Source organism: Pseudomonas imperatae (assembly GCF_057128625.1).
In genome coordinates, this window is the sequence record NZ_JBSKHP010000039.1 from 32,098 (window position 1) to 54,315 (window position 22,218).

Annotated in this window: 16 protein-coding genes and 2 pseudogenes; 5 read left to right on the top strand and 13 right to left on the bottom strand. The window is 68.0% G+C overall.

Annotated elements, in window-relative coordinates:
- Nucleotides 1–27 precede the first annotated feature (27 nt).
- The 5 genes and pseudogenes from ACWKWX_RS30665 to ACWKWX_RS30685 all read right to left on the bottom strand — a co-directional run.
- A pseudogene (locus tag ACWKWX_RS30665) lies at nucleotides 28–852 on the bottom strand (sensor histidine kinase); the annotation flags it as partial.
- A gap of 23 nt (nucleotides 853–875) precedes the next feature.
- Entirely contained in the window at nucleotides 876–3,956 is a 3,081-nt protein-coding gene (locus tag ACWKWX_RS30670; RefSeq protein WP_483829703.1) for an efflux RND transporter permease subunit, read from the bottom strand.
- Nucleotides 3,953–5,116, bottom strand: a complete 1,164-nt coding sequence (locus tag ACWKWX_RS30675) for an efflux RND transporter periplasmic adaptor subunit (protein ID WP_483829704.1) — start codon at nucleotides 5,114–5,116, stop codon at nucleotides 3,953–3,955. The genes ACWKWX_RS30670 and ACWKWX_RS30675 overlap by 4 nt, the downstream gene beginning before the upstream one ends.
- Complete coding sequence (locus tag ACWKWX_RS30680) at nucleotides 5,113–6,513, bottom strand: efflux transporter outer membrane subunit (RefSeq protein WP_483829705.1); 1,401 nt, start codon at nucleotides 6,511–6,513, stop codon at nucleotides 5,113–5,115. The genes ACWKWX_RS30675 and ACWKWX_RS30680 overlap by 4 nt, the downstream gene beginning before the upstream one ends.
- A gap of 194 nt (nucleotides 6,514–6,707) precedes the next feature.
- Entirely contained in the window at nucleotides 6,708–7,379 is a 672-nt protein-coding gene (locus tag ACWKWX_RS30685; protein ID WP_416425486.1) for a response regulator transcription factor, read from the bottom strand.
- 141 nt (nucleotides 7,380–7,520) lie between these two features.
- Between ACWKWX_RS30685 and ACWKWX_RS30690 the strand changes: the two genes are divergently transcribed.
- The 3 genes from ACWKWX_RS30690 to pmrG all read left to right on the top strand — a co-directional run bounded on the left by ACWKWX_RS30690 (nucleotide 7,521) and on the right by pmrG (nucleotide 10,347).
- Nucleotides 7,521–8,213 (top strand): response regulator transcription factor, encoded by a 693-nt coding sequence (locus ACWKWX_RS30690; protein WP_416425487.1) that lies wholly within the window; start codon nucleotides 7,521–7,523, stop codon nucleotides 8,211–8,213.
- Entirely contained in the window at nucleotides 8,191–9,600 is a 1,410-nt protein-coding gene (locus ACWKWX_RS30695) for a sensor histidine kinase (RefSeq protein ID WP_473003425.1), read from the top strand. Before ACWKWX_RS30690 ends, ACWKWX_RS30695 begins: the two co-directional genes overlap by 23 nt.
- 105 nt (nucleotides 9,601–9,705) lie before the next feature.
- Complete coding sequence (pmrG, locus tag ACWKWX_RS30700; RefSeq protein ID WP_483829706.1) at nucleotides 9,706–10,347, top strand: lipopolysaccharide core heptose(II)-phosphate phosphatase PmrG; 642 nt, start codon at nucleotides 9,706–9,708, stop codon at nucleotides 10,345–10,347.
- Nucleotides 10,348–10,474: 127 nt separating this feature from the next.
- On the opposite strand, the gene ACWKWX_RS30705 is transcribed toward pmrG, so the two are convergent.
- Nucleotides 10,475–12,079 (bottom strand): ArnT family glycosyltransferase, encoded by a 1,605-nt coding sequence (locus ACWKWX_RS30705; protein WP_483829707.1) that lies wholly within the window; start codon nucleotides 12,077–12,079, stop codon nucleotides 10,475–10,477.
- A 199-nt stretch (nucleotides 12,080–12,278) separates the two neighbouring features.
- Here ACWKWX_RS30705 and ACWKWX_RS30710 point away from each other — a divergent pair.
- Nucleotides 12,279–13,724 (top strand): annotated as a pseudogene (locus tag ACWKWX_RS30710) (flavin-containing monooxygenase).
- Here the strand turns inward: ACWKWX_RS30710 and ACWKWX_RS30715 are convergent.
- The 4 genes from ACWKWX_RS30715 to ACWKWX_RS30730 form a co-directional block, all read right to left on the bottom strand.
- Nucleotides 13,721–14,296 carry an acyl-homoserine-lactone synthase gene (locus tag ACWKWX_RS30715; RefSeq protein WP_483829708.1) on the bottom strand — a complete coding sequence of 192 codons (576 nt, stop codon included), beginning with the start codon at nucleotides 14,294–14,296 and terminating at the stop codon, nucleotides 13,721–13,723. The pseudogene ACWKWX_RS30710 and the gene ACWKWX_RS30715 overlap by 4 nt on opposite strands.
- A 19-nt stretch (nucleotides 14,297–14,315) precedes the next feature.
- Nucleotides 14,316–15,041, bottom strand: coding sequence for an autoinducer binding domain-containing protein (locus tag ACWKWX_RS30720; protein WP_416425492.1), 726 nt, complete (start codon nucleotides 15,039–15,041; stop codon nucleotides 14,316–14,318).
- A 98-nt stretch (nucleotides 15,042–15,139) separates the two neighbouring features.
- On the bottom strand, nucleotides 15,140–16,411 hold the full coding sequence (locus tag ACWKWX_RS30725) for a glycosyltransferase (protein ID WP_483829709.1): 1,272 nt from the start codon (nucleotides 16,409–16,411) through the stop codon (nucleotides 15,140–15,142).
- A gap of 29 nt (nucleotides 16,412–16,440) precedes the next feature.
- A complete protein-coding gene (locus tag ACWKWX_RS30730; protein ID WP_416425494.1) occupies nucleotides 16,441–17,307 on the bottom strand; it encodes an alpha/beta fold hydrolase in 867 nt (288 codons plus the stop codon).
- 318 nt (nucleotides 17,308–17,625) lie between these two features.
- On the opposite strand from ACWKWX_RS30730, the gene ACWKWX_RS30735 reads away from it, so the two are divergent.
- A complete protein-coding gene (locus ACWKWX_RS30735) occupies nucleotides 17,626–17,826 on the top strand; it encodes a hypothetical protein (RefSeq protein WP_483829710.1) in 201 nt (66 codons plus the stop codon).
- A gap of 124 nt (nucleotides 17,827–17,950) precedes the next feature.
- Here ACWKWX_RS30735 and ACWKWX_RS30740 read toward each other — a convergent pair whose 3' ends face one another.
- The 3 genes from ACWKWX_RS30740 to ACWKWX_RS30750 are packed head-to-tail and all read right to left on the bottom strand — an operon-like array spanning nucleotide 17,951 to nucleotide 22,015.
- Nucleotides 17,951–19,453 (bottom strand): MDR family MFS transporter, encoded by a 1,503-nt coding sequence (locus ACWKWX_RS30740; RefSeq protein ID WP_483829711.1) that lies wholly within the window; start codon nucleotides 19,451–19,453, stop codon nucleotides 17,951–17,953.
- Complete coding sequence (locus ACWKWX_RS30745; RefSeq protein ID WP_483829712.1) at nucleotides 19,443–20,573, bottom strand: HlyD family secretion protein; 1,131 nt, start codon at nucleotides 20,571–20,573, stop codon at nucleotides 19,443–19,445. The genes ACWKWX_RS30740 and ACWKWX_RS30745 overlap by 11 nt, the downstream gene beginning before the upstream one ends.
- Nucleotides 20,570–22,015, bottom strand: a complete 1,446-nt coding sequence (locus ACWKWX_RS30750) for an efflux transporter outer membrane subunit (RefSeq protein ID WP_483829713.1) — start codon at nucleotides 22,013–22,015, stop codon at nucleotides 20,570–20,572. Before ACWKWX_RS30750 ends, ACWKWX_RS30745 begins: the two co-directional genes overlap by 4 nt.
- Nucleotides 22,016–22,218: the final 203 nt, after the last annotated feature.

The window sequence follows — 22,218 nt, forward strand, 5'->3', positions numbered from 1 at the left end:
GGCTCAAAGCGATTTCATCCCGGTGCCTTCGGCGCGTGCCCGCGCCAGCAGGCTTTCCACCAGCTCGCGCATCTCGCGGCTGGAACGGGCGATGCTGGCGACCTGCTCGCGCTGCTCGGCGCTCAGGCGCGGGTTTTCCAGCAGCAGCTCGCTGGAGGTGGCCAGCACCATCAGCGGCGTGCGCAGCTCGTGGCTGACGTCGCCGGTGAACAGTTTTTCGCGCATCAGCGCCACGCGCAGGCGGCCCAGGGTCAGGTCGAAGGAACGCGCCAGCTCGCCCACCTCGTCCAGGGCATAGCCCGGCGCCAGCGGCGGTGCCAGGTCCAGCAGCTGGTCACGGTGGCGCACCTGGCGGGCCAGGCGCGTCACCGGCACCATCACCCGGCGCGCCAGCGCGCGGCCCAGCAACAGCGCCGCGGCCAGGCTGAGCACGAAGCCGATGATGACCACCGCGAACAGCACCTGCTCGCGCTGGTCGAAGCCCTGCTGGTCACGCAGCAGCACGTACTTGCGGCCGTTCACCTCCTGCACCATCACGTACCAGGCCCTGCCCTCGCGCACCAGCTCGCTGAACCCTGGCCGCAGGCCTTGCAGGTCGGCCGGCAGGGCCAGCTCGCCATGGCCCTCCTGGGCGTAGAAGCGCTCGTCGCGCTCGGGTTTGGGCCGCCAGGCGGCCATGTCGTCCATCAACAGGATGCGCTGCAGGGTGCCGCCCAGGCTGGTGGTGACCAGGCGCTTCTCGACCACGTGCACGGTGGCGACGATGCCGATGGCGAATGCCCCGGCGACCACCGTGGTCATGATGGCGAAAACGATGACAATCCGTTGGGTGAGGCTGTGTCGAAATTCCATGTTCTTCTGCCCTGTGTCCTCCGTCACGCGGCCACTGCTTCCCGGCGCGCCGCCTTGCGCGTACGCAGGCGTTCGAACCAAAGATAGACCACGGGGGTGGTATACAGGGTCAGCACCTGGGACACCAGCAGGCCGCCGACAATCGCCACGCCCAGGGGCTGGCGCAGCTCGGAACCGGGGCCGTGGCCGAACGCCAGCGGGATGGCGCCCAGCAGCGCCGCCAGCGAGGTCATCAAGATGGGGCGCAGGCGCAGCAGGCAGGCCTCACGCACCGCCTCCTGGGGCGTGCGCCCCTCGGCCTGGGCCTGCAGGGTGAAGTCGACGATCATGATCGCGTTCTTCTTGACGATGCCGATCAGCAGGATGATGCCGATCATGCCCAGCACCGACAGGTCCAGCCCGCCCAGCATCAGCGCCACCAGCGCGCCGAAACCGGCCGACGGCAGGGTCGAGATGATGGTCAGCGGGTGAATGGCGTTCTCGTACAGCACGCCCAGCACGATGTACACCGTGATGATCGCCGCCAGGATCAGCCACGGCTGCGACTTCAGCGAGTCCTGGAACGCCTGGGCGGTACCCTGGAAGCTGCCCTGCACGCTGTCGGGCAGGCCCGCCGCCTGGGTGGTCTGGTTGATGGCGTTGACCGCATCGCTCAGCGCCATGCCCGGCGCCAGGTCAAACGACAGGGTAATGGCCGGGAAGATGCCCTGGTGGTTGATGGCGATCGGCACCAATTCGCGCTTGAGGTGGGTGAGCATGTTCAGCGGCACCATGGCGCCGCTGGTGGAGCGCACGTACAGGTGCTCCAGGGTAGTGAGCGACACCTGCCAGGCCGGGTCCAGTTCCAGGATCACGTGGTTCTGGTCCAGCTGGGTGAACATGGTCGCCACCTGGCGCTGGCCGAAGGCGTCGTACAGCACGTCGTCGATGGCCTGCACCGACACGCCCAGGCGCGAGGCCGAGTCGCGGTCGATATCGAGGGTGGCCTGGGGAATGCCGCTCTGCTGGTCCGAGGTCACGTGTTGCAGCTGCGGCAGGCCTTGCAGGCGCTTGAGCAGCAGGTCGGCCCAATGGTTGAGCTCTGCCGTGTTGGGGTCTTGCAGGGTGTACTGGTACTGGGTCTTGGCCGCGCGGCCACCGATGACGATGTCCTGGTTGGGCTGCATGAACAGCTTGATGCCCGGCACCTGGGCCAGCGGCGCCTGCAGGCGGGCGATGACCTGGCTGGCGCTGGCGCTGCGCTGGGCGAACGGCTTCAGCGCCACCATCATTTTCGCCTGGCTGATAGTGGGGTTGGGGCCGACCCAGAAGTACACCTTGTCCACGGCCGGATCCTGGCCGACGATATCGGCCAGCTTGCCCACCTGGGCGCGCATGGCCAGCGGCGAGATGTCCGGCGCCGCCTCGGCCACTGCGGTGATCAGGCCGGTGTCCTGCTGCGGGAAGAAGCCCTTGGGGATGTTGGCGTAGAGCACGCCGGTGACCGCCACCGTGGCGATGGCCACCGCCAGGGTCAGGCGCTGGTGGCCCAGCACCCAGTCAAGGCTGCGCTGGTAGCCGTTCTGCACCGCCATGAACGCACGCTCGCAGGCGCTGGCGAAGCGGCCCTCGGGCTCGTCCTCGGCGTGGGGCTTGAGCAGCCAGGCGCAGAGCATCGGGGTGATGGTCAACGAAACGATGCACGACATGACGATGGCGACGCTGACGGTCACGGCGAACTCGCGCATCAGCCGGCCGACGATGCCGCTCATCAGCAGGATGGGCAGGAACACCGCGATCAGCGACACGGTCATGGAAACGATGGTGAAGCCCACCTCGCGCAGGCCCTCCACGGCCGCCTGCAGGCGCGACTTGCCCATCTCCAGGTGGCGCACGATGTTTTCCATCACCACGATGGCGTCGTCCACCACGAAGCCGACGGCGATGGCCAGGCCCATGATCGACAGGTTGTCGAGGCTGTACCCCAGCACGTACATCACCGCGAAGGTGGCCACCAGCGACAGCGGGATGGTCATGGCCGGGATCAGCGTGGCCGTGGCCTTGCGCAGGAACAGGAAGATCACCACCACGACCAGGGCGATGGACAGCAGCAGGGTGAACTGCACGTCGTCGATGGAGGCGCTGATGGTCTGGGTGCGGTCGCCGACGATGTGCACCTGCACGTCGGCCGGCAGCTGCGCCATCAGCGATGGCAGCCGCGCCTTGATGTTGTCGATGGTGGCCAGCACGTTGTAGCCGGGTTGCTTGTGGATGTCGGCGATCACCGTCGGCTGGCCGTTCAGGGCCGCCGACTGCTCGGTGTCCTCGGCGCCGGCGACCACCTCGCCAATGTCGCTGACCTTGATCGGCACGCCGCTCTTGTAGGCCACCACCTGGTCGCGGTAATGGGCCGCGTCCAGCAGCTGGTCGGTGGCGCCCAGGGTGATGGTGCGGCTGGTGCCGTCGAGGTTGCCCTTGGGCTGGTCGAGGGTGCTGATGCCGATGATGCTGCGCACGTCTTCCAGGGTCAGGCCACGGGCCGCCAGGCGGTCCGGGTCGATGCGAATGCGCATGGCCGGCTTCTGCTGGCCGTGGAAGTCGATCATGCCCACGCCCGGCATCTGCGACAGCTGCTGGGCCATGTAGTTGTCGACGAACTGGTTGAGCTCGGGCAGCGTGCGCACCGGCGAGGTCAGGGCGATGGACAGCACCGTGGCCTCGGCCGGGTTGACCTTGTTGAAGGTCGGCTGGCTGGTCATGGTCTTGGGCAGGTTGGAGGCCGCGGCGTTGATGGCGGTCTGCACGTCCTGGGCGGCGCCGTCGATGTTGCGCGACAGGTCGAACTGCAGGACGATCTGGGTCTTGCCGGCGGCGCTGGCCGAGGTCATGGAAGTGACCTGGGGCACCGCGGCAAAGGCCCGCTCCAGGGGCGTTGCCACGGAGCTGGCCATGGTCTCGGCGTTGGCGCCCGACAGCAGCGCGGTGACCTGGATGGTGGGGAAGTCCACGGTCGGCAACGCCGCCACCGGCAGCTTGAAGTAGGCGAACACGCCCAGCAGCATCACGCCGATGGCGAGCATGCTCAGGCCCACGCGACGTGGGATCAGGCTGGCCAGGGCGTTCATGGTTGCACCCCTGCCACGGCCTGCTCATTGATTGCCGCAACCTTGACGCCCGGCGCAACCCGCGACTGACCGACGGTGACCACGCTTTCGCCAGGCGCAAGCCCTTCGCGAATCCACTGCTTGCCATCCACGACAATGCTCGACGCCTTCACCTGACGCGGCTCCACCTGCTGCTGGGCGTTGACCACGTACACGTAGTCGCCGTCGCGGCCCAGCTGCACGGCGCTGGCCGGCACCACGGTGGCGGCGCGCTGGGTGTTGATCAGCAGGCGCGCGCTGACCAGCTCGCCCGGCCACAGCTGGCGCTTGCCGTTGTCGAACTGCGCCTTGAGCTGCACCTGGCCGCTGGCAGTGGCCACCTGGCTGTCGATGAAGGTCAGCTGGCCGCGGGCGATTTCGTGGCTGCCGTCGCGGCTCATGGCTACCACTTGCAGCGGCTGCCGGGCGTTCTGCTCGAGGATCTGCGCCAGCTCGTCCTGGGACACGGCGAAGGCCACCGAGATCGGGTCCATCTGCGTCAGGGTGACCAGGCCCGTGGCCTCGGCACCGTGCACGATGGAGCCGACGTCCAGCAGGCGCTGGCCGGTGCGCCCGGTGAACGGCGCGCGCACCTCGGTGAAGCCCAGTTGCAGGCGCGCGTTGTCGAGGGCGGCCTGGTCGGCCTGCACGGTGGCCTGTTGCGCAGCCAGTTGCGCCTTGTAGGTGTCGACATCCTGGGTCGGGCCGGCCTTGGCGGCGGCCAGGTTGCTGGCGCGCTGCAGGTTGACCCGCAGGTTGGCCAACTGCGCCTGGTCCTTGGCCACCTGGGCCTGGGCCTGGGCGACCTGGGCCTGGTAGGTGCGCGGGTCGATCTGCGCCAGCAGGCTGCCGGCCTGCACCATCTGGCCTTCGTTGAACAGCACCTGGGTCAGCTCGCCATCGGCGCGCACCCGCACGTTGACGCTGTTGAGCGGCTGCACGTTGCCGATGGCCGACAGCCACACCGGCACGTCCATCTGGCTGGCCTGGGACACGTGCACCGGCACGGCGGCGGCAGCCTTGGGCGCGGCGGCGGCCTGGGCGTGGTCGAGCCAGCTGTAGCGGCCAACGCCGGCAACGGCCATCACGGCGACGGCCAGGGCTGCCAGGCGCAGGCGACGGGGGGAAGACGAGAGGCTCATGGCTGGGCGTCCTTGGTAACGGGGTTGGAGGCAAGCGTGGGGGCCGCGCCGAAGTCACCGCCCAGGGCGCGGAACAGCCCGACGGCGGCCTGCAGGTGTTGCAGGCGTACTTGCAGCAGGGTGTCTTCGGCCTGGTATTGGGTGCGTTCGACGATCAGCAGCGTCTGGAAATCGGTGGAGCCCAGGCGGTAGCGCACCTGGGCCAGGCGCGCGGCTTCGCGGGCGGAGTCCACGGCGGCCTGGTTGAGGGCGGCGCTCTTGTCCAGCTCACGGCTGGCGCTGAGCTGGGTCTGCACGTCCTGCAGGCCTTCGATCACAGTCTCGCGGTAGGTGGCCACCAGTTCCTTGACGTGGGCCTTGTCCAGGGTCAGCTGGCCCTTGAGCTGGCCGCCCTGGAACAGCGGCTGGCTGAGGGTGCCGATGGCGCTCCAGATCTGCCCGCCGGCCAGGGTGTCGATGCCGCCCAGCAGGTTCAGCGACAGGTTGGGGAAAAACGCCGCGCGGGCCACGCCCACGTCGAAATTGGCCGAGCGCAGGCGCGCCTCGGCGGCCTGGATGTCGGGGCGCTGGCGCAGCAGGCTCACCGGCATGCCGGCGTTGGCCGTGGGCAGGGCGATGCCCTGCAGCCCGTTGGCCTCAAGAGTGAAGCCCTGGGGCGCGGCGCCCACCAGCACGGCCAATTGGTACAGCGCCTGGTCGCGTTGCTGGCGCAGCGGCGGCATGGCGGCCTGGAAGGTCTGCAGGGCGTTGCGTTGCTGGGCCACTTCCAGGTTCGAGACCGCGCCCTGGCTGGCCTGCACCTGCACCAGGTCGAGCACCTGCTGGGCGTCATCGGCAATCGACTGGGCCAGCTTCAGGCGCTCGTCCAGGGACAGCACCTGGAAGTAGCTATTGGCGATGTTGGCGCCCAGGGTCATGCGCAGGGTCTGGGCGTCGAAGGCGCTGGCGTCGGCCAGGGCGCTGGCCGAGTCGGCGGTGGCGCGCTGCTTGCCCCAGAAGTCCACCTCATAACTGGCGCCCAGGCCCACGCTGCGCTTGGCGGTGGTGCCGTAGTTGTTCTCGCGCTGGAAATTGCCGTCCAGGGACAGCTGCGGGTATTGCAGCGCGCCAGCGACCTGGGCGCTGGCACGGGCCTGCTCGATGCGCTGCCGGGCCGCCTCCAGGGTGTAATTGCCCGTCAGGCCACGAGCCACCAGGGCGTCCAGCTCGGGGCTATGGAACTCCTGCCACCACGCGCCCCCGGCTGCCGGCGCGGCAGACAGCGGTTGCGCGGCAGTCCAGGGGCCGTCGACCGGCGCGCTGGGCGTGTGGTACGCCGGCACCAGCGAACAGCCGCCCAACAACACGGCCAGGCACAGGGGCCACAAGCGGAAGAAAGAAGGTGCAGCAGCGGGCATGGGTACTCCGTCGAGCCTTGGGTGGACGGGGGGTCCACGAATGGTTGCGACGGTATAGGGAAGGGGCTGGCAGGGCGTTCGCCTGGAAATAAACTTTTGTTTAAGAACGCGTGCCTGGGACGCGGCCTGCGGCCGCTGCTACAGGCCCCCGTAGCAGCTGCCGCAGGCGGCGTCCGCTTCACGCGGCATGCAGGTTATTCGAGCACATACCCCGCACCCATCACGGTGCGGATCAACGAGGTATCAAAGCCTTCGTCCAACTTCCGGCGCAGGCGATAGATGTGCTTGTCAATCACGTTGTCGTTGGGGTCGAAGGCGTAATCCCAGGCGCTTTCCAGCAGCATGTCGCGGGTGACGATCTCGCCGCTGTGGCGCATCAGCTTGGCCAGCAGCAGCGACTCGCGGTACTGCAGGCGGATTTCCCGGCCCTGGCGGCGCGCGGTGCGGGCCGCGCAGTCGAGTTCCAGCTCGCCGACCTTCAGGTGCTCGCCGCTGCCCGGCGCCTGCCCGGCGGTGCGCAGCAGCGCGTGCAGGCGCGCCACCACCTCGACGAAGGCGTAGGGCTTGACCAGGTAGTCGTCGCAGCCGGCGCGCAGGCCTTCCACCCGCTGCTCGGTAGAGGCCAGGGCGCTGAGCATCAGCACCGGCAGTTGCAGGCCCTCGGCGCGCAGCTGGCGCACCACTTCAAGGCCATCGAGCAGCGGCAACTTGCGGTCGACGATCAACGCGTCGTAGATACCTTCCAGTGCCATTTCCAGGCCATCGCGGCCGTTGTCGGCGCTGTCGGCCACGTGGCCGCTTTCGGCCAGGCCGCGCACCAGGTAGCCGGCGGCGGTGGCATCGTCCTCGATCACCAGTATGCGCACTGCCGGACCTCCTCAATCGTTACCTAAACTAAAATTTAGCTGGCGGCGACCTGCCGTTTGCCCAAGCATGCGCACACTATGCCAGCCGGGGCCCTGTGTTGTCCCTGCCCTCGCCCATTGCCTGCCGGAGCGACACTGCCCATGACCCACGTACTGGTCGTCGAAGACGATCCCACCACCGCACGCGAAATAGAAGCGGCGCTGCATGACCATGGCTACACCGTGACCCTGGCCGGCGATGGCCGCCAGGGCATCGTCCAGGCCCTGAGCAACCCGTTCGACCTGATCGTGCTGGACCGCATGCTGCCCGGCAGCACCGACGGCCTGGGCGTGCTGACCGCCCTGCGCAGCGCCGGCGTGGCCACCCCGGTGCTGATCCTCAGCGCCTTGAGCGCGCTGGATGAGCGCGTGCGCGGCCTGCGCGCCGGTGGCGATGACTACCTGACCAAGCCGTTCGAATTCATCGAGCTGACCGCACGCCTGGACGCCCTGCTGCGCCGCGGCGGCGCGCCGGTGGCGAACGAGCAGACCAACCGCCTGCAGGTGGGCGAACTGACTATCGACCTGCTGCGCCGCAGCGTGCACCGCGGCCAGCGCGAAGTGGACCTGCTGCCGCGCGAATACGCCCTGCTGGAGCACCTGGCCCGCCATGCCGGCGAGGTGGTGACCCGCACCATGCTGTTCGAGGCGGTGTGGAACTACAGTTACGACGAGCGCACCAACGTCATCGAAGTGCACATCGGCCGCCTGCGCCGCAAGATCGACGCCGACGGCGAAGCGCCCATGCTGCAGACCATTCGGGGAGCCGGCTATGTCCTCCGTGCGCCTGAGTGAGATCCCCCGCACCAGCGGCTTCCGCATCGGCGTGCTGTTCCTGGCGCTGTTTGGCTGTTCGTTCCTGGCGCTGTTCGGCTACCTGTACTGGCAGACGGCGGTGTACCTGAAGGCCGAGGCCGACGCCAACCTCTACCGCCAGGTGGACAACCGCAGCCAGCAGGCGCCGGACCTGCGCCTGGCGGAAATCCGCAAGCACGCCCAACAGGACGCCGACGGCCGCCTGCCCCACGCGCTGTTCGACGCCAACGGCCATTACCTGGCCGGCGCCATTCATCGCCTGCCGGCCATCAACGGCTACGACAAACCCCAGGAGTTTCGCTGGCTGAAAGCCAACGGTCACCACCGGCCGATCCGTTTCATCGTCCACCGCCTGGAAGACGGCACGCAGCTGCTGGTGGCCCAGGACGTGCACGACATCCATGAATTCGACGAACTGCTGGTCAACGCCCTGATCTCCGGCGGCGTACTACTGCTGGTGGTGGGCCTGCTAGGCGCGATCTGGCTGGGCAACTCCACGCGCCTGCGCTTGAACGCCCTGGGCAACGCCATCCGCGGCATTGTCGAGGGCGACCTCAGCCAGCGCCTGCCGGTGCGCGGCAGCCACGACGACATCGACCGTATCGCGCGGGTGGTCAACGGCATGCTCGACGAGCTGGAACGGCTGATGAGCGAGGTGAAAGGCGTGTGCGACGACATCGCCCATGACCTGCGCACCCCGCTCACCCGCCTGATCGCCGGGCTGGAACGCGCCCAGCGGCGCGGCCTGCGCGAAGAAGAATACGCGCAGACCATCGACTCGGCCCTGGGCGAGGCCAAGGGCCTGCTGATGACCTTCCGCGCCCTGCTGCGCATTTCCGAGATCGAGGACAGCGCCCGCCGCAGCCACTTCGCGCCCGTGGACCTGAACCGCATCGGCGCCGACGCCGTGGAGTTCTTCGAGCCCCTGGCCGAGGAACGCGGCATCGAGCTTACGCTATTGGAAAGCGACGGCCCGGCCATGCTTGCCGGCGATGCGCAGCTGCTGTTCGACGCCACCTGCAACCTGCTGGACAACGCCATCAAGTTCTCCCCCGACGGCGCCCGTGTGGTGGTGGCGCTGTCCCAGAGCAGCGACAGCGTGGCGTTGCAGGTCAGCGACACCGGCCCGGGCATTCCCGAAGCCGAGCGCGAAGCGGTGTTCCGCCGCCTGTACCGCTCCGAAAGCAGCCGCCACACCGTGGGCAACGGCCTGGGCCTGAGCATGGTGGCCGCGGTGGCCCGCCTGCACGACCTGCACCTGCAGGTGCGCGACGGGGCACCGGGGTGCATCATCGAACTGGCTGGCAAGCCGCTCCATCTGTCGGCATTTGCGCGGGCGGACAGCTCCGGTATAGGTAGGCAGTGAGAGGCTGTTCACGAATTTTCGATATTTTCACAACGTTTTCACGGCCAGGGCACTTTCTGGCCAATAGTGTCCAATACTCTTTGCACGCTTCTTCGGAATTCGGCCATGACGGTACCCCCGCAGCGCAAGCTGATGCGCAAGCTTCTGATCGGTACTGCCATCGCGGTGGTACCGGCCCTGATCGCCGGTTTCGTTCTGTGGCCACGCTCGCCGCTGGACCTGGGCGAGCCTGGCAACCTCGCGGCTGCCGGGGTGCAGCAGCACTGGGCGGCCGGCGACGTGATTGTGCTGGTGCGCCATGCGGAGCGTTGCGACCGCTCGGACGCGGCCTGCATGAACGCCGCCGACGGCATTACCCATGACGGCCATGCCATGGCCACGCGCATCGGCGACGGTTTCCGCACCCTGGGCATGGCCAACACCGACGTCATCAGCAGCCCCACCACGCGCACCGCGCAGACCGGCCAGGGCATGTTCGGCGCGGCCAACCAGAGCCAGGAATGGCTGCGGGTGTGCAACCGCAAGACCCTGCTGCAGGACGCCCTGGCGCACAAGCAGGCGCACCGCAACCTGGTGTTGGTCACCCACAGTGACTGCATCAGCAAGCTGGAAGCGCAGCTGGACTTCGAACACGCCGAGGCCAGCGACTACGGCACCGCGTTCTTCGTCGCCATCGACGCCCACAACCAGGCAAGCTCCCTGGGCGTGATGAACGCCGATGGCTGGGACGTGGCGCTCAAGCGCTAACCACCGCGAACCCGGATTCCCCCCGTAGCAGCGGCCAAAGGCCGCGTCCCAGACCCCGCGTTTCTCCCGGCGCACCGCAGCGAACCAGACGCCGCCTGCGGCAGCTGCTACGTGGGTTGGGGGTGCTTCATGGGGCGCGCAGCAGCACGTAGTCATCCTTGTCGAAACTGCCGGCCAGCACCGGGGCCTGGGTGCCCAGGGGCGTGCCCTTGAGCAGCTCGCGGTCCTTGGCTTCCATCATCACCCAGGTACCGCTCGGCAGGGCAGCCAGTTGCGCCGGGCTGTCGGTGAACTGCGGCAGCAGGTCGCGATCGATGTTGACCATGAACTTGATCGCCTTGGCGTCCTTGCCCATGCCATGCAGCACCAGCGGCGCCGGGTCGTGCTGCACGGCCTGGTCCACGGCCTGGCTGAAGGCACGGGTGTCATACATCACCTGCTCCACCGGCTCGAACACCAGGATGTAGCTGGACCACAGCGCCAGCACCGCGCAAAACGCCAGGCCCACCGCACGGCCGCTGGCGCGCAGCAGCCAAGCCACGGCCACCGCCTGCAACAGGCCCAGCACCACCGCCGGCGCGGTGACGTGGGGCAACCATTGCGGGAAGCGATGATGCGCCACCAGCACCCCGGCCAGCAGCAGGCCGGGCATGACCAGCCACAGCCCCTGCATCAGCCCGCGCAGCCAGGCGAACACGCGCCCGCCCAGGCGGTGGAAGGGATAACCGGCGATCACCGCCGCCATGGGCAGCATCGGCAGCACATAGCGGGCCTTCTTCGCCTGGGGCACCGACAGCCCCAGCAACACGATCAGCCCCGCCACCGCGCAGCACTTGAGCAGCTGCAGCCCCGGCCCCTGGCGCGCCGGCCCGGCGAACCAGGCACCGGCCAGCACCAGCAGCGCCAGCGGGTACGCCAGGGCGTAGTTGCCCAGGGAACTGATGAAGTAGTACAGCGGGCCACTGGCGCCTTCGCTGCCGTCGATACGCCCGCCCACCTGCATGTGGATCACGTCGGCGACAAAGGCGTCGCCCCCACTCAGGCGTGCCAGCCACAGCAGCAGGCCCACGCACAGGCCCAGCAGCGCCAGGGCGCTGAAACCGAAGGCGAACAGGCGCTTCCACTGGCCGTGGAGCAGGTAATAACTGCACAGCATGCCGGTGGGCACCACCAGGCCGATCGGCCCGCGAATGGCGAAGCCCAGCACCACCAGCGCCAGCAGCGCCCACAGGCGCCGGGGGGTGTGGAAATGGTCATGGGCGTAGCCCAGGTAGAACACCGCCAGGCTCACCGCCGCCAACATCAGGTCCTGGGACACCGCCCGGGTTTCCATGACGAAGGTGCCGCTCAGCGCCATCAGGGCGATGCTGATCAGCGCCCAGCGCCGCGAATACGGGGCCACCAACCGGTACAGCAAGGCCACGGTGACCGCGGCGGCAATGCCGCTGGGCAGCCAGGCGCTGAAGCTGGTGACCTCGCCGAACGGCCGCGAGAACAGGTAGATGAAGAACGTCGAGGTGGCCGAGTAGTCGGCGTACGGCTCGCCATAGGTGGTGGGGAAGAACGTCAGGCCATGGCGCAGCATTTCCTCGGCGAACATGACGAAGCGCGAATCGAAACCGATGGGGGCCATGCCCCACGCGCCGGCCATGAACAGCACCAGGGCGACCAACCCGGCCCACCAGGCCTGGCGGGCGATTCCACGTGAAGCGTTGGCAGGCAACTCAAGCATTGGCTATTCCTGTAAGCGTCAGGAACACAAGGCCGGTGATGGTAATGAACGACAGCAGCTGGACCAATCGGGTACCCATCGAAGCAATTCCGTTTATTGTTGGGAGCGCGCACAGTATCAGTGAGAAGTTATGAAATTTGTGTCATCGCGCAGTCAATGACGCGGGCTGCAATCATTACAGGTTACGACAAGGAAGATCATGACAATCGAAGCCTTCGACGTGCTCATCGTCGGTGCCGGGCTGTCGGGCATCGGCGCCGCCTGGCGCCTGCAGGCCCAGTGCCCCGGCCGCCGCTACGCGGTGCTGGAAGCCCGCGATACGTTGGGCGGCACCTGGGACCTGTTCCGCTACCCCGGCATCCGTTCGGACTCGGACATGTTCACCCTCAGCTACCCCTTCCGGCCCTGGCAGGGGCCGGCGTCGATCGCCGACGGCGCGGCCATCCATGCCTACCTGCGTGACACCGCCCGCGAGGGTGACATCGACCGGCATATCCGCTTCGGCCAGCGGGTGCTGGGCGCCGCCTGGGATTCACAGGCGGCGCGCTGGACCCTGGAGGTCGAGGTGGCCGGCGTCACGCGGCAGTATCACTGCAACTTCCTGTACCTGTGCTGTGGCTACTACGACTACGCCCAGGGCCATCGCCCCGCCTTCCCCGGCGAGGCGCAATTCCGCGGCCGTTGGGTGCACCCGCAGCAGTGGCCGGCCGACCTGGACTGCAGCCACCGCGACGTGGTGGTGATCGGCAGCGGCGCCACCGCCGTGACCCTGGTGCCAGCGCTGGCGGCCAGCGCGCGGCAGGTGACGCTGCTGCAACGCTCGCCCAGCTATGTGCTGGCCCTGCCCGCCCGCGACCTGCTGGCCAACTGGCTGCGCCGCGCCCTGCCCGCACGGCTGGCCGGCAGCCTGGCGCGCTGGAAAAATGCCCTGGCCGGGCAGGCGCTGTTCCAGCTGTGCCGGCGCCTGCCCAACCTGTCGAGCCGGCTGTTGCGCCTGGGAGTCAAGCGCGCCCTGCCCCGCGGCTATGCCGTGGACACCCACTTCAAGCCCCGCTACGCGCCCTGGGACCAGCGCCTGTGCATCGTGCCCGACGGCGACCTGTTCCGCGCCATCGCCAGCGGCTAGGCCCAGGTGGTCACCGACACCATCGCCAGCGTCGAGGCCGACGGCCTGCTGCTGGCCTCCGGCAAGCGCCTGCCCGCCGACATCATCATTACCGCCACTGGCCTTAAGTTGCAGGCCTGCGGCGGCATGCAGCTGAACGTCGACGGCCAGCCGGTGGACCTGGGCCAGCGCCTGGCGTGGCAGGGGCTGCTGCTGGACGGGGTGCCGAACCTGGCGTTCTGCGTGGGCTACACCAACGCGTCCTGGACCCTGCGCGCCGACCTGTCGTCACGCCAGGTGTGCCGGCTGCTCAACCACATGCAGCGCCATGGCTACCGTGAGTGCCGCGCGCAGCTGGCCGATGCCGGCGGCGAGCGCCGGCCGCTGCTGGACATCAATTCAGGCTACGTGCTGCGCGCCCTCGACGGCCTGCCCAAACAAGGCGCGCGGGCGCCCTGGCGGCTGCGGCAGAACTACCTGGCCGACTACCTGGCGTTCCGCCTGGGCGGCATGAATGCCCAGGGCCTGGTGTTCCACTAGGCCACTTCGCCCAGCCCCAGCTCCCGCACGCCATTGGGCTGCCAGGCGTCGAAATGCAACGCCACCAGGCGCTCGCCCTTGACCTTGCGCGCCTCGCCCAGGCGCGCCTGGACCACGCCATTGCGCTGGAAATAGCGCTCCAGCGACGCCGTGGTCACCGCCACCACGGCCTTGGCACCCAGCTCCCAGGCGGCATGCAGGGTGGTCCAGAACACGCGCATGGCCAGGCGCGGGTCCTGGTCGGACTGGGCGGCGAACCGCGAGATCTCCCAGGTGCCGCGGTTGGCCGGCGGGGTTTCGTCGCACAGGTAGTCGAACACCTCGCCCAGCAGGTAGGGCTCCAGGGTGGGCAGCAGGCGTGCGCAGCCACGCACCTGGCCATGTTCGTCGAGAGCAATGATGTAGCGCGTGCCGGGATGGTCGAACTGGTCGAACTCGCGCCCCGCCAGCGGCGAGGTGCTGCGCACGTCCCAGCCCATCTGCTCGATGAACACCCGGTGGCGGTAACGCCCCAGGGCGTCGCGCAGCGGCGCCGACAGTTCGCTGTAGCGTTTGCTGATTATCTGCACCATCAAGTGTGATTTCCTTGTCTTAAAGCAGCCCCAGCATGGCGGCATGCGCCGCGGCCAGGGTCTTGCTGGTCGCCTTGAATTTTTTCAGGATGGCCTTGAGGTGAAAGTTGACGGTATTGATCGAGATGTCGAGGATCAGCGCGATTTCGCCGGAGCTCTTGCCGTCGGCGGTCCATTGCAGCACCTCGCGCTCGCGCTGGCTGAGGCTGATGGACGGCTGCGAGAGCATGGGGTGGCCCAGCTCGGCGAGGCGCTGCATGGTCTGCTCGATCAGGTAGCGCAGGTGCAGGCGCACCACTTCGCTTTCCACCTCGCCGATCTTCTCGTCGTGGCGGGCTACCGACAGCACGCTCAAGGTCTGGTTGGTGGTGCGCAGCGGCAAGGTGGCGCCGACCCGCAGGCCGTTGTCACGGGCCTCGCCCCACAGCTGCCGGCACTCGCGAAACAGCGCGTCGTCCCACACCACCATGTCGCTGGAACGCAGGCCATGCAGGATCGAGGGGTCGACCCGCGCATAGTCCTGCGCCTGGTAATGCTCCAGCCAGTCACCGGGGTAGGAACCGATGACCTCGGTGGTCGGTCGCGTGAACGGCACCAGGTGACGGATGCCGCAGGCGTAATAGTCGAAGCCCAATCGATGCACCTCACGGTCCAGCACCGTCAGCACCTGCCAGATGTGCTGTTGTGCGAGCATCTCGGCGCGGAGCTCGTTCGCCCATCGCACCAGATCGCTGTCCTTGCCCATGACTCTGCTCTCGATTTCCCATCCTTGCAGGGAATCTAACGCACCGTCGCTCTGTGTCAATGAAATGTCTGATTACAATACGTCAATAATCCGCCACCTCAGCCCGCTTGTGACAATGCACGGGCGCTGTAGCGGCCGTGGCATTCTTCAATCAGTTCCACGGCTTGCGCGCAGGCATCGCTGACCACCGAGCGCTGGTGGGCGAGCACGCAGGCGCGGCGGATGGCCGGGTCGCTGCGCACGTGCAGCAGCGCTTCGAGCAGGTCATGCTCGCCCAGCGGCAGCTTCAGCCTTACCCCGGCGCCCAGGCGCACCAGGCGCTCGGCGTTGTCGAACTGGTCGTGGGCCACGGGCAGCACCACCTGGGGAATGCCCGCCGCCAACGCCAGGCTCATGGCCCCGACGCCCGCCGGGTGCACCAGCGCCGCGCAATGGGGCAGCAAGGTGGACATCGGCGCGTAGCGGCATTGCAGCACGCTGGCGGGCAGGTCGCTGATGGCCTCGCGGTCACCGGTGAGGAAAATGCCGCGGGCACCCAGCTTGGCCAGCGCGCTGATGGCCAGGCGGTAGAAACGCTGGTCGAAATGCGTGGTCGAGCCCTGGGTGAACACCACCGGCGCCGGCCCGGCCGCCAGGAACGCCTGCACCTGCGGGGCCAGCTCGCCCCCCTGGCTGCCGTCGTACAGCGGGAAGCCGACCATGTTCAGCGGGCGTGGCCAATCCGGCTGCGGTGCGGCGAACCAGTCGGGAAACAGGCACAGCACGCCCTGGGGCGCGTGCAGCCACTGGCTGAACACCCGCTGCACGGTGCCGGTCAGGCCGACCTTGTGGCGCAGCGCGTCAATGGCCGGCGCGCAGGTGCGGTCCAGGCTCAGGTATTCGATGCCCCGCCACAGCCATTTGCGCAGCGACAGCGGCATGCGCGGCGAGACGTTGAACTTGGGGTGCACCGGCGGCACGTGGGCCGACAGCAGCGTCGACGGCGACACTTGCACCGACAGGTAGGGAATGCCGTAGCGTTCGTGGGCAATGCGCGCGCCCAGCGCCCACAGCGAGCCCACCACCACGATGTCCTCGAAACGCCGCGAGGCCACGTAGCGGTACACCGGCTCCAGCATGCCGGCGATGGCCTGCCACAGGGTGCCGAACGAGGTCTTGGGCTCCCACAGGCGCGGGTCGTCCATGGCCTGGCGGTAGGTCTGCTCGTCGCACACCGGGACGAACTCCAGCCCCTGCTGCTCGATGGCCGCCTGGAACGCCGGCATGCTGCACAAGGTCACCCCGTGGCCCTGTTCGACCAGGGCCTTGCCCAGGCCAATGAAGGGATAAACGTCACCGGCCGAACCGATGGCCACCATGATTACCTGCATGGGCATACCTCACTCGAAAAAACGTTCACTCAGGCGTACCGCGCCTGGGCCACCATGGGTTTCCACGGCACCGACAGCAGATGGCCCATCAGCGCGCGGTGCACGCGGGCAGCCGCCAGGCGCGACTCCAGGTCGAGGAAATGGCCGGTGCCTTCGAGCACAGCGAAGCTGCAGCTGGGCACGTGCTTGGCGAAATTCAGCGCATCGGCCGGGCTGGTGTACTCGTCCCACAGGCCGTTGATGAAATGCACGTGGCTGTTGATGCTGCCCAGGCGCTCCAGGTAGCCACCGCCACCCAGCTGCAGCACCTGCTCGATGTGGAACTTGGCCTGGTGGTATTCGCCGGTGGCCAGCGACGCCATGTGCTGGTGGTTGCTGGCCTTGAGGCGCGGCGGCAGGTAGCGGCCCACGGTGTCGTTGAGCAGGTGGCCGATGTCGGACTTACTGTCGCTTTCAATCAGCAGGCGGGCCTTGTTGACGTAGTCGAGCATGGCCTTGTTCAGGGTAGGCGCGAAGGCCATCACCACCGAGCTGTCGATGGACTCGGGGTTGTGGCTGAGCGCCAGCAGCGTCGAGATGCCGCCCCACGAGGCCGAGGCCAGGTGGTGGATCTCGAAGCGCTCGATCAGCGCCAGCAGCAGCTGCACCTCGTCGTCCTTGGTCACCAGGTGCTGCTGGCAGTTGTGCTCGCGGGAGCGGCCGGCGAACGGCAGGTCGAACAGGAACACGTTGAAGTGCTCGGCCATCACCTTCGCCGCGCGGGTGAAGGAGGTGGTGGTGGCCATGGCGCCGTTGACGCACAGCACGTTCTTGCGCCGCGGGTCGTTGCCCAGGCGTTCGACGTAGACCTTGTAATCCTTGTACAGCCCCTCGACCACGAAGTTGTCGTGTCGCATGTCATTACCTCTCACTTGAATCATCCATTTGCGTGCATAGAAGCCCGACGCGCCCCCGGTTACAGGCACAGCGGGCAAAGGTTCGTCCTTGTTGTTGTGAGACGGCGAGGGCTTTGCAAAGCAGGCGGGCAGCGCAAACACTGGCTGCCAATGGAAGTGATTCTCGGCGTGATGGCGCAATGGAACAACTACCTGATCAGGTAGGTGGGGGGCGAAAGATTGAACTTTTGGCGATATGTATATCGCAGTCCTGTCACAAATCAGGAGAAAATAACCGGCACTGGGCGCAACCGCTTGCACCCAATCATCGAGGCGAGCATGAACATCAACCACATTCGCAATGACGACGATCTTGCCCGCGCCCTCACACGCGTAGACCAATTGTGGGGCGCACCGATTGCTTCGGAGGAAGGTGACGAATTGGAGGCACTGACCCAACTGATCGAGAAGTATGAACAAGTTCATTTTCCCACTTCATCTCATGCTAACCAAGCACTTCCTCCAATGAGTGGTCGATAGCGCACGGATTCAGCGTAGCCGCTGCCGAAGGCTGCGCTGGCCCGTGTCGACGCCAAAGAACCTGGGTGTATTCAAGGGCCAGCGCAGCCTTCGGCAGCGGCTACAGACGGTTCAGGATGGCGGGTCAGCGGCGCATCAGCAACGCCGCCACCGCGCACCCCGCCAGTGCCACGAACGCCACGTAGAACGCATCGCTGTAGGCCATCAGGTACGCCTGGTGGCGCACGCTAGCCAGCATCAGCGCCAGGGTCTGCTGCTGTTCGGGCAGCGAGGGGTCGAGCAGGCCGCCCAGGCGTTCCTGCACGGGCGCGGCGAACACGTTCAGGGCTTCGCCGATGCGCTCGCTGTGCACCCGCTCGCGCACGTCCACGGCCTGGGCCAGGGCGGCGGTGACCACGGCGCCGCCCAGGTTGCGCAGCATCGAGAACAGCGCCGACGCCGAGCCGGCCTCGGCCTTGCTCAGCCCCGCCACTGCCAGCACCGACAGCGCCACCATGATCAGCGGCTGGCCAATGCCGCGCACCACCACCGACGGCACGATCACGTTGGCGGCGCTGTCGGCGTCCAGGAACGCGCCCAGGTAACAGCCCAGCGCCATGATCAGGAAGCCCCCGGCCACCATCAGCTTGGGGTTGAGCACGCGCATCAGCGCCGGCATCAGCGGCGCCAGCAGCAACTGCACCAGGCCATACAGGATCAGGCTGACGCCGATCTCGCTGGCGTTGTAGCCCTGCTGCTGGGACAGGTAGTTGGGCACCAGGAAGACCAGGCCGAAGGTCATGCCACCGAAGATGAACATGGCCACGCTGGCCACGCCGAAGTTGTAGCCCTTGAGCAGCCGCAGGTTGATGAACGCGCGGCTGCCGTACAGCTGCGACCAGACGAAATACACCAGCGCCAGCGCCGACACCCAGCTCATGGCGACGATGAAGTCCGAGCCGAACCAGTCCTCGCGGCCGCCCTCCTCCAGCACGATCTGCAGGCCGCCCAGGCCGATGATCATCGCCGCAATGCCGAACCAGTCGCCGCGCTTGAGCAGCGCCAGCTTCGTGGGGCTGGCGTCGATGGCCCAGGCGATGGCCATCAGCAGCAATACCCCCGGTGCCAGTTGCAGGTAGAAGATCCAGCGCCAGCTGTAGGCGTCGGTCAGCCAGCCGCCAATGGACGGTCCCGCCGCCTGGGCCACGCTGTTGGCCAGGCTGAACAGGGCCATGCCCATGGGCACCTTGCTCGCCGGCAACTGGGTGATGATCAGCTGGAACGACAGCGGGATCAGCACTGCCCCCGCCGCGCCCTGCACCACGCGGATGGCGATCATCACCGCCAGGTTCGGCGCCAGCGAGCAGGCCACCGAGGCCAGCAGGAAAACGAACGCCCCCACCAGCATCACCCGCCGCAGGGAGAACACCTCCACCAGCCAGGCCGTGAGCGGGATCATCACGATTTCCGCCACCAGGTAGGCGGTGGAAATCCACGAGCCCTCCTGGAAGGTGGCGCCCAGCGCACCTTCGATTTCCGGCAGGGCGGCGCTGGTGACGTGCACGTTCATGCCGGCCATGAAGCAGCCGAACAGCCCGCCGATCACCGCCACCCAGGCGCGCAGGGAGACCGCCTGTTCAGCGCTCATCGCGGGTGTCCACCGTGGCCATTACCGACATGCCCGGCAGGATCGGCGCGCCATCCGCGGCCTTGTCCAGCAGGATGCGCACCGGGAAGCGCTGGACGATCTTGGTGAAGTTGCCCGTGGCGTTGTCCGACGGCAGCAGCGCGAACACCGCCCCCGAGCCGGGCGAGAAGCTCGCCACGTGGCCGTGCAGGCGCTGGCCGCCGAAGCTGTCCACGCGCAGCTCCACCGGCTGTCCGGGGCGCATGTGCTGCAACTGGGTTTCCTTGAAGTTGGCCACTACATAGGCCTGCTGCACCGGCACCACCGCCAGCAACGGCAGGCCGGGGGCCAGGTACTGGCGCTCGCGCACCTTGCGCTGGCCGACCACGCCGTCGATGGGCGCGCGCACCAGCGTGTCCTCCAGGGCATTGCGCGCCAACGCCAGCTGCGCCTGGGCCTGGGCCTGGCGCGCCAGCTGTTGCTGCACGGCGGCCTGGGCCAGCTGTTCGCGGCTGCGGGCGACGTTCAGCGCCAGGGCCTGCTGATGCTGCCGGGCCTGGGCCGCCTGCAACGCGGCACGGGCCTGGGCGAAGCTTGACTCGGCGCTTTCCAGGCGCTGGGCGCTGGCCGCCTGGTCGCGCACCAGGCCCTGGTAGCGCTGGCGATCGAGGCCGGCGCGGCGGGCTTCGGCGCCGGCGCCCTCGGCCAGCGCCGCCGCCTGGGCGATGGCCGCCTGCTGTTCGGCCACGCGCTCGTGGGCCACCGTCAGGCTGGCCTGGGCGGCCTGTACCGAAGCGTCGGCTTCGGCGACGCTGGCGGTAGCGGCGGCCAGGCGCGCCTGGTAGTCGCGGTCGTCGATGCGCACCAGCACGTCGCCGGCCTTGACCGGCTGATCGTCGGCCACCAGCACCTGGGCAACATAGCCGTTGATGCGCGCGCTTACCGGCACCCAGTCGGCACGCACGTAGGCGTCGTCGGTGCTTTCCAGGTAACGCCCGGTCAGCCACCAATAACCGCCGTAGCCCACGGCCAGGCATAGCCCCAGCACCCCGGCGCCCAGCTGCAACTGCCGGCGGCGCGCCGCCCGGCGGGCCAGCAGTTGCTGTTCACGGTGGTTGATGTCGTCGGCGGCAATGTTCATCGGGGGGTTCCATCGGCAGTGGCAGGAAGAGTGTCAGGGCGTTGCCAGCCGCCACCCAGGGCGGCGAACAGGGTGATCTGGCGTTGCAGCAGTTGGCCGTCGGCGTCGGCGACCTGGGCCTGCAGGGCTACCAGTTCGCGCTCGCTGTCGAGCACGTCGAGAAAATCCAGGGCGCCGGCGCGGTAGTTGCGCTGGGCCAGCTCGAAGGCGCGCTGGCTGTCGGCCAGGGCCTGGGCCAGCGCGGCATGGCGCTGGCGTTCACCGTCGTACAGGGCCAGGGCCTGGCGCACCTCTTGCAGCGCCAGCAGCACCTGGCCGTCGAAGCGCGCCAGGCTGCCCTGCTCCAGGGCCTTGGCCTGTTCGACGCGGGCGCGGTTGGCGGCACGGTTGGGGAACTGCCAGCTGATCAGCGGGCCGATGCCGAACATCACCGCCTGGCTGCTGCCCAGCTCGTTCAGCGGGTGGCTGGACGAGGTCAGCGAGGCGCCGAAGCTGACCTTGGGGTAGAGGTCGGCCTGGGTGATGCCCACTTGCAGGCCGGCGGCCTGCAGCTCGCGGCGGGCCTGGCGGATGTCCGGGCGCCGGGCCAGCCACTGCCAGCCGTCGCCCACCGGCAGGTCGGCGTCGAGCCGCGGTACCTGCTGGCAACTGAGCGGATCGGGGTTGCTGTTGCCGGTCAGCGTCGCCAACTCGAACACCGCGGCCTGGCGCCGTGCCTCCAGCATCGGCAGCAACGCCTGGGTCTGGCCCTGCAAGGCCTGCATGCGCGACACCTCGAAATCGGTGACCACCCCGCCCCGGCGCTGGCGTTGCAGCAGGCGCACGCTGTCACCCAACACCTGCAACGACTGGCGTTGCACGGCCGCGCGAGCCCCCAGGGCGCAGGCGTTGACATAGGCGCGGGTGGTCTGCGCCGCGACGGTGACGCGCAGCTGGTCCTCGGCGGCCGCGGCGGCCTCGGCGTTGGCCTGGGCGTGCTCAATGGCCTGGCGCACCTGGCCCCACACGTCCACCTGGTAGGCCAGCTCCAGCCCCGGGTTGAACTCCCACTGGGCCGGCGCGTGGCTGCCGGTAGCCCTGGCCAGGGTCTGGTCATCGGCGGTCTTGCCATAACTGGCGCCCAGCTGCACGTCGGTGCTCGGCCACCGCTGCGCATCAGCCTCATGCAGGCCACCCAGCAGCGCCTGCACATGGGCCTGGGCGGCGGCCAGGTCGCGGTTATGGGCCAAAGCCTGCTGCACCAGGCCGTTTAGGCGCGGGTCGTGGTACAGCTGCCACCATTGGGCTGGCAGGGGCTGGTCGGTGACCTGCGCCGGTAGCTGCTGCAGCGGGTTGACGCCGGCCAGGGTCGAGCGTGCAGGCTCATGGTGGGTCCATGAGCTGCAGGCGGGCAGCGTGGCCATCAACAGCCACAGGAAGGGACGAAACTGGGGAGCGAACATCTGCAGCCTTCATCGCGGGAGACAAGGCTTGCAGGTTATTGGATCCTATAGAGCCGACGCCCGCGCGTTCGGGACAACCGTCGTTTCAATTCGGACATTCAGCCTTGATGCCCCGCTGCATCGCCCTCCGCCAGGAAAATTCGCGGCGGCAAACTGAAGCCGCGCAGCGTGAGCAGCGCCAGCGGCCCTGCGCCCAGTTCCGT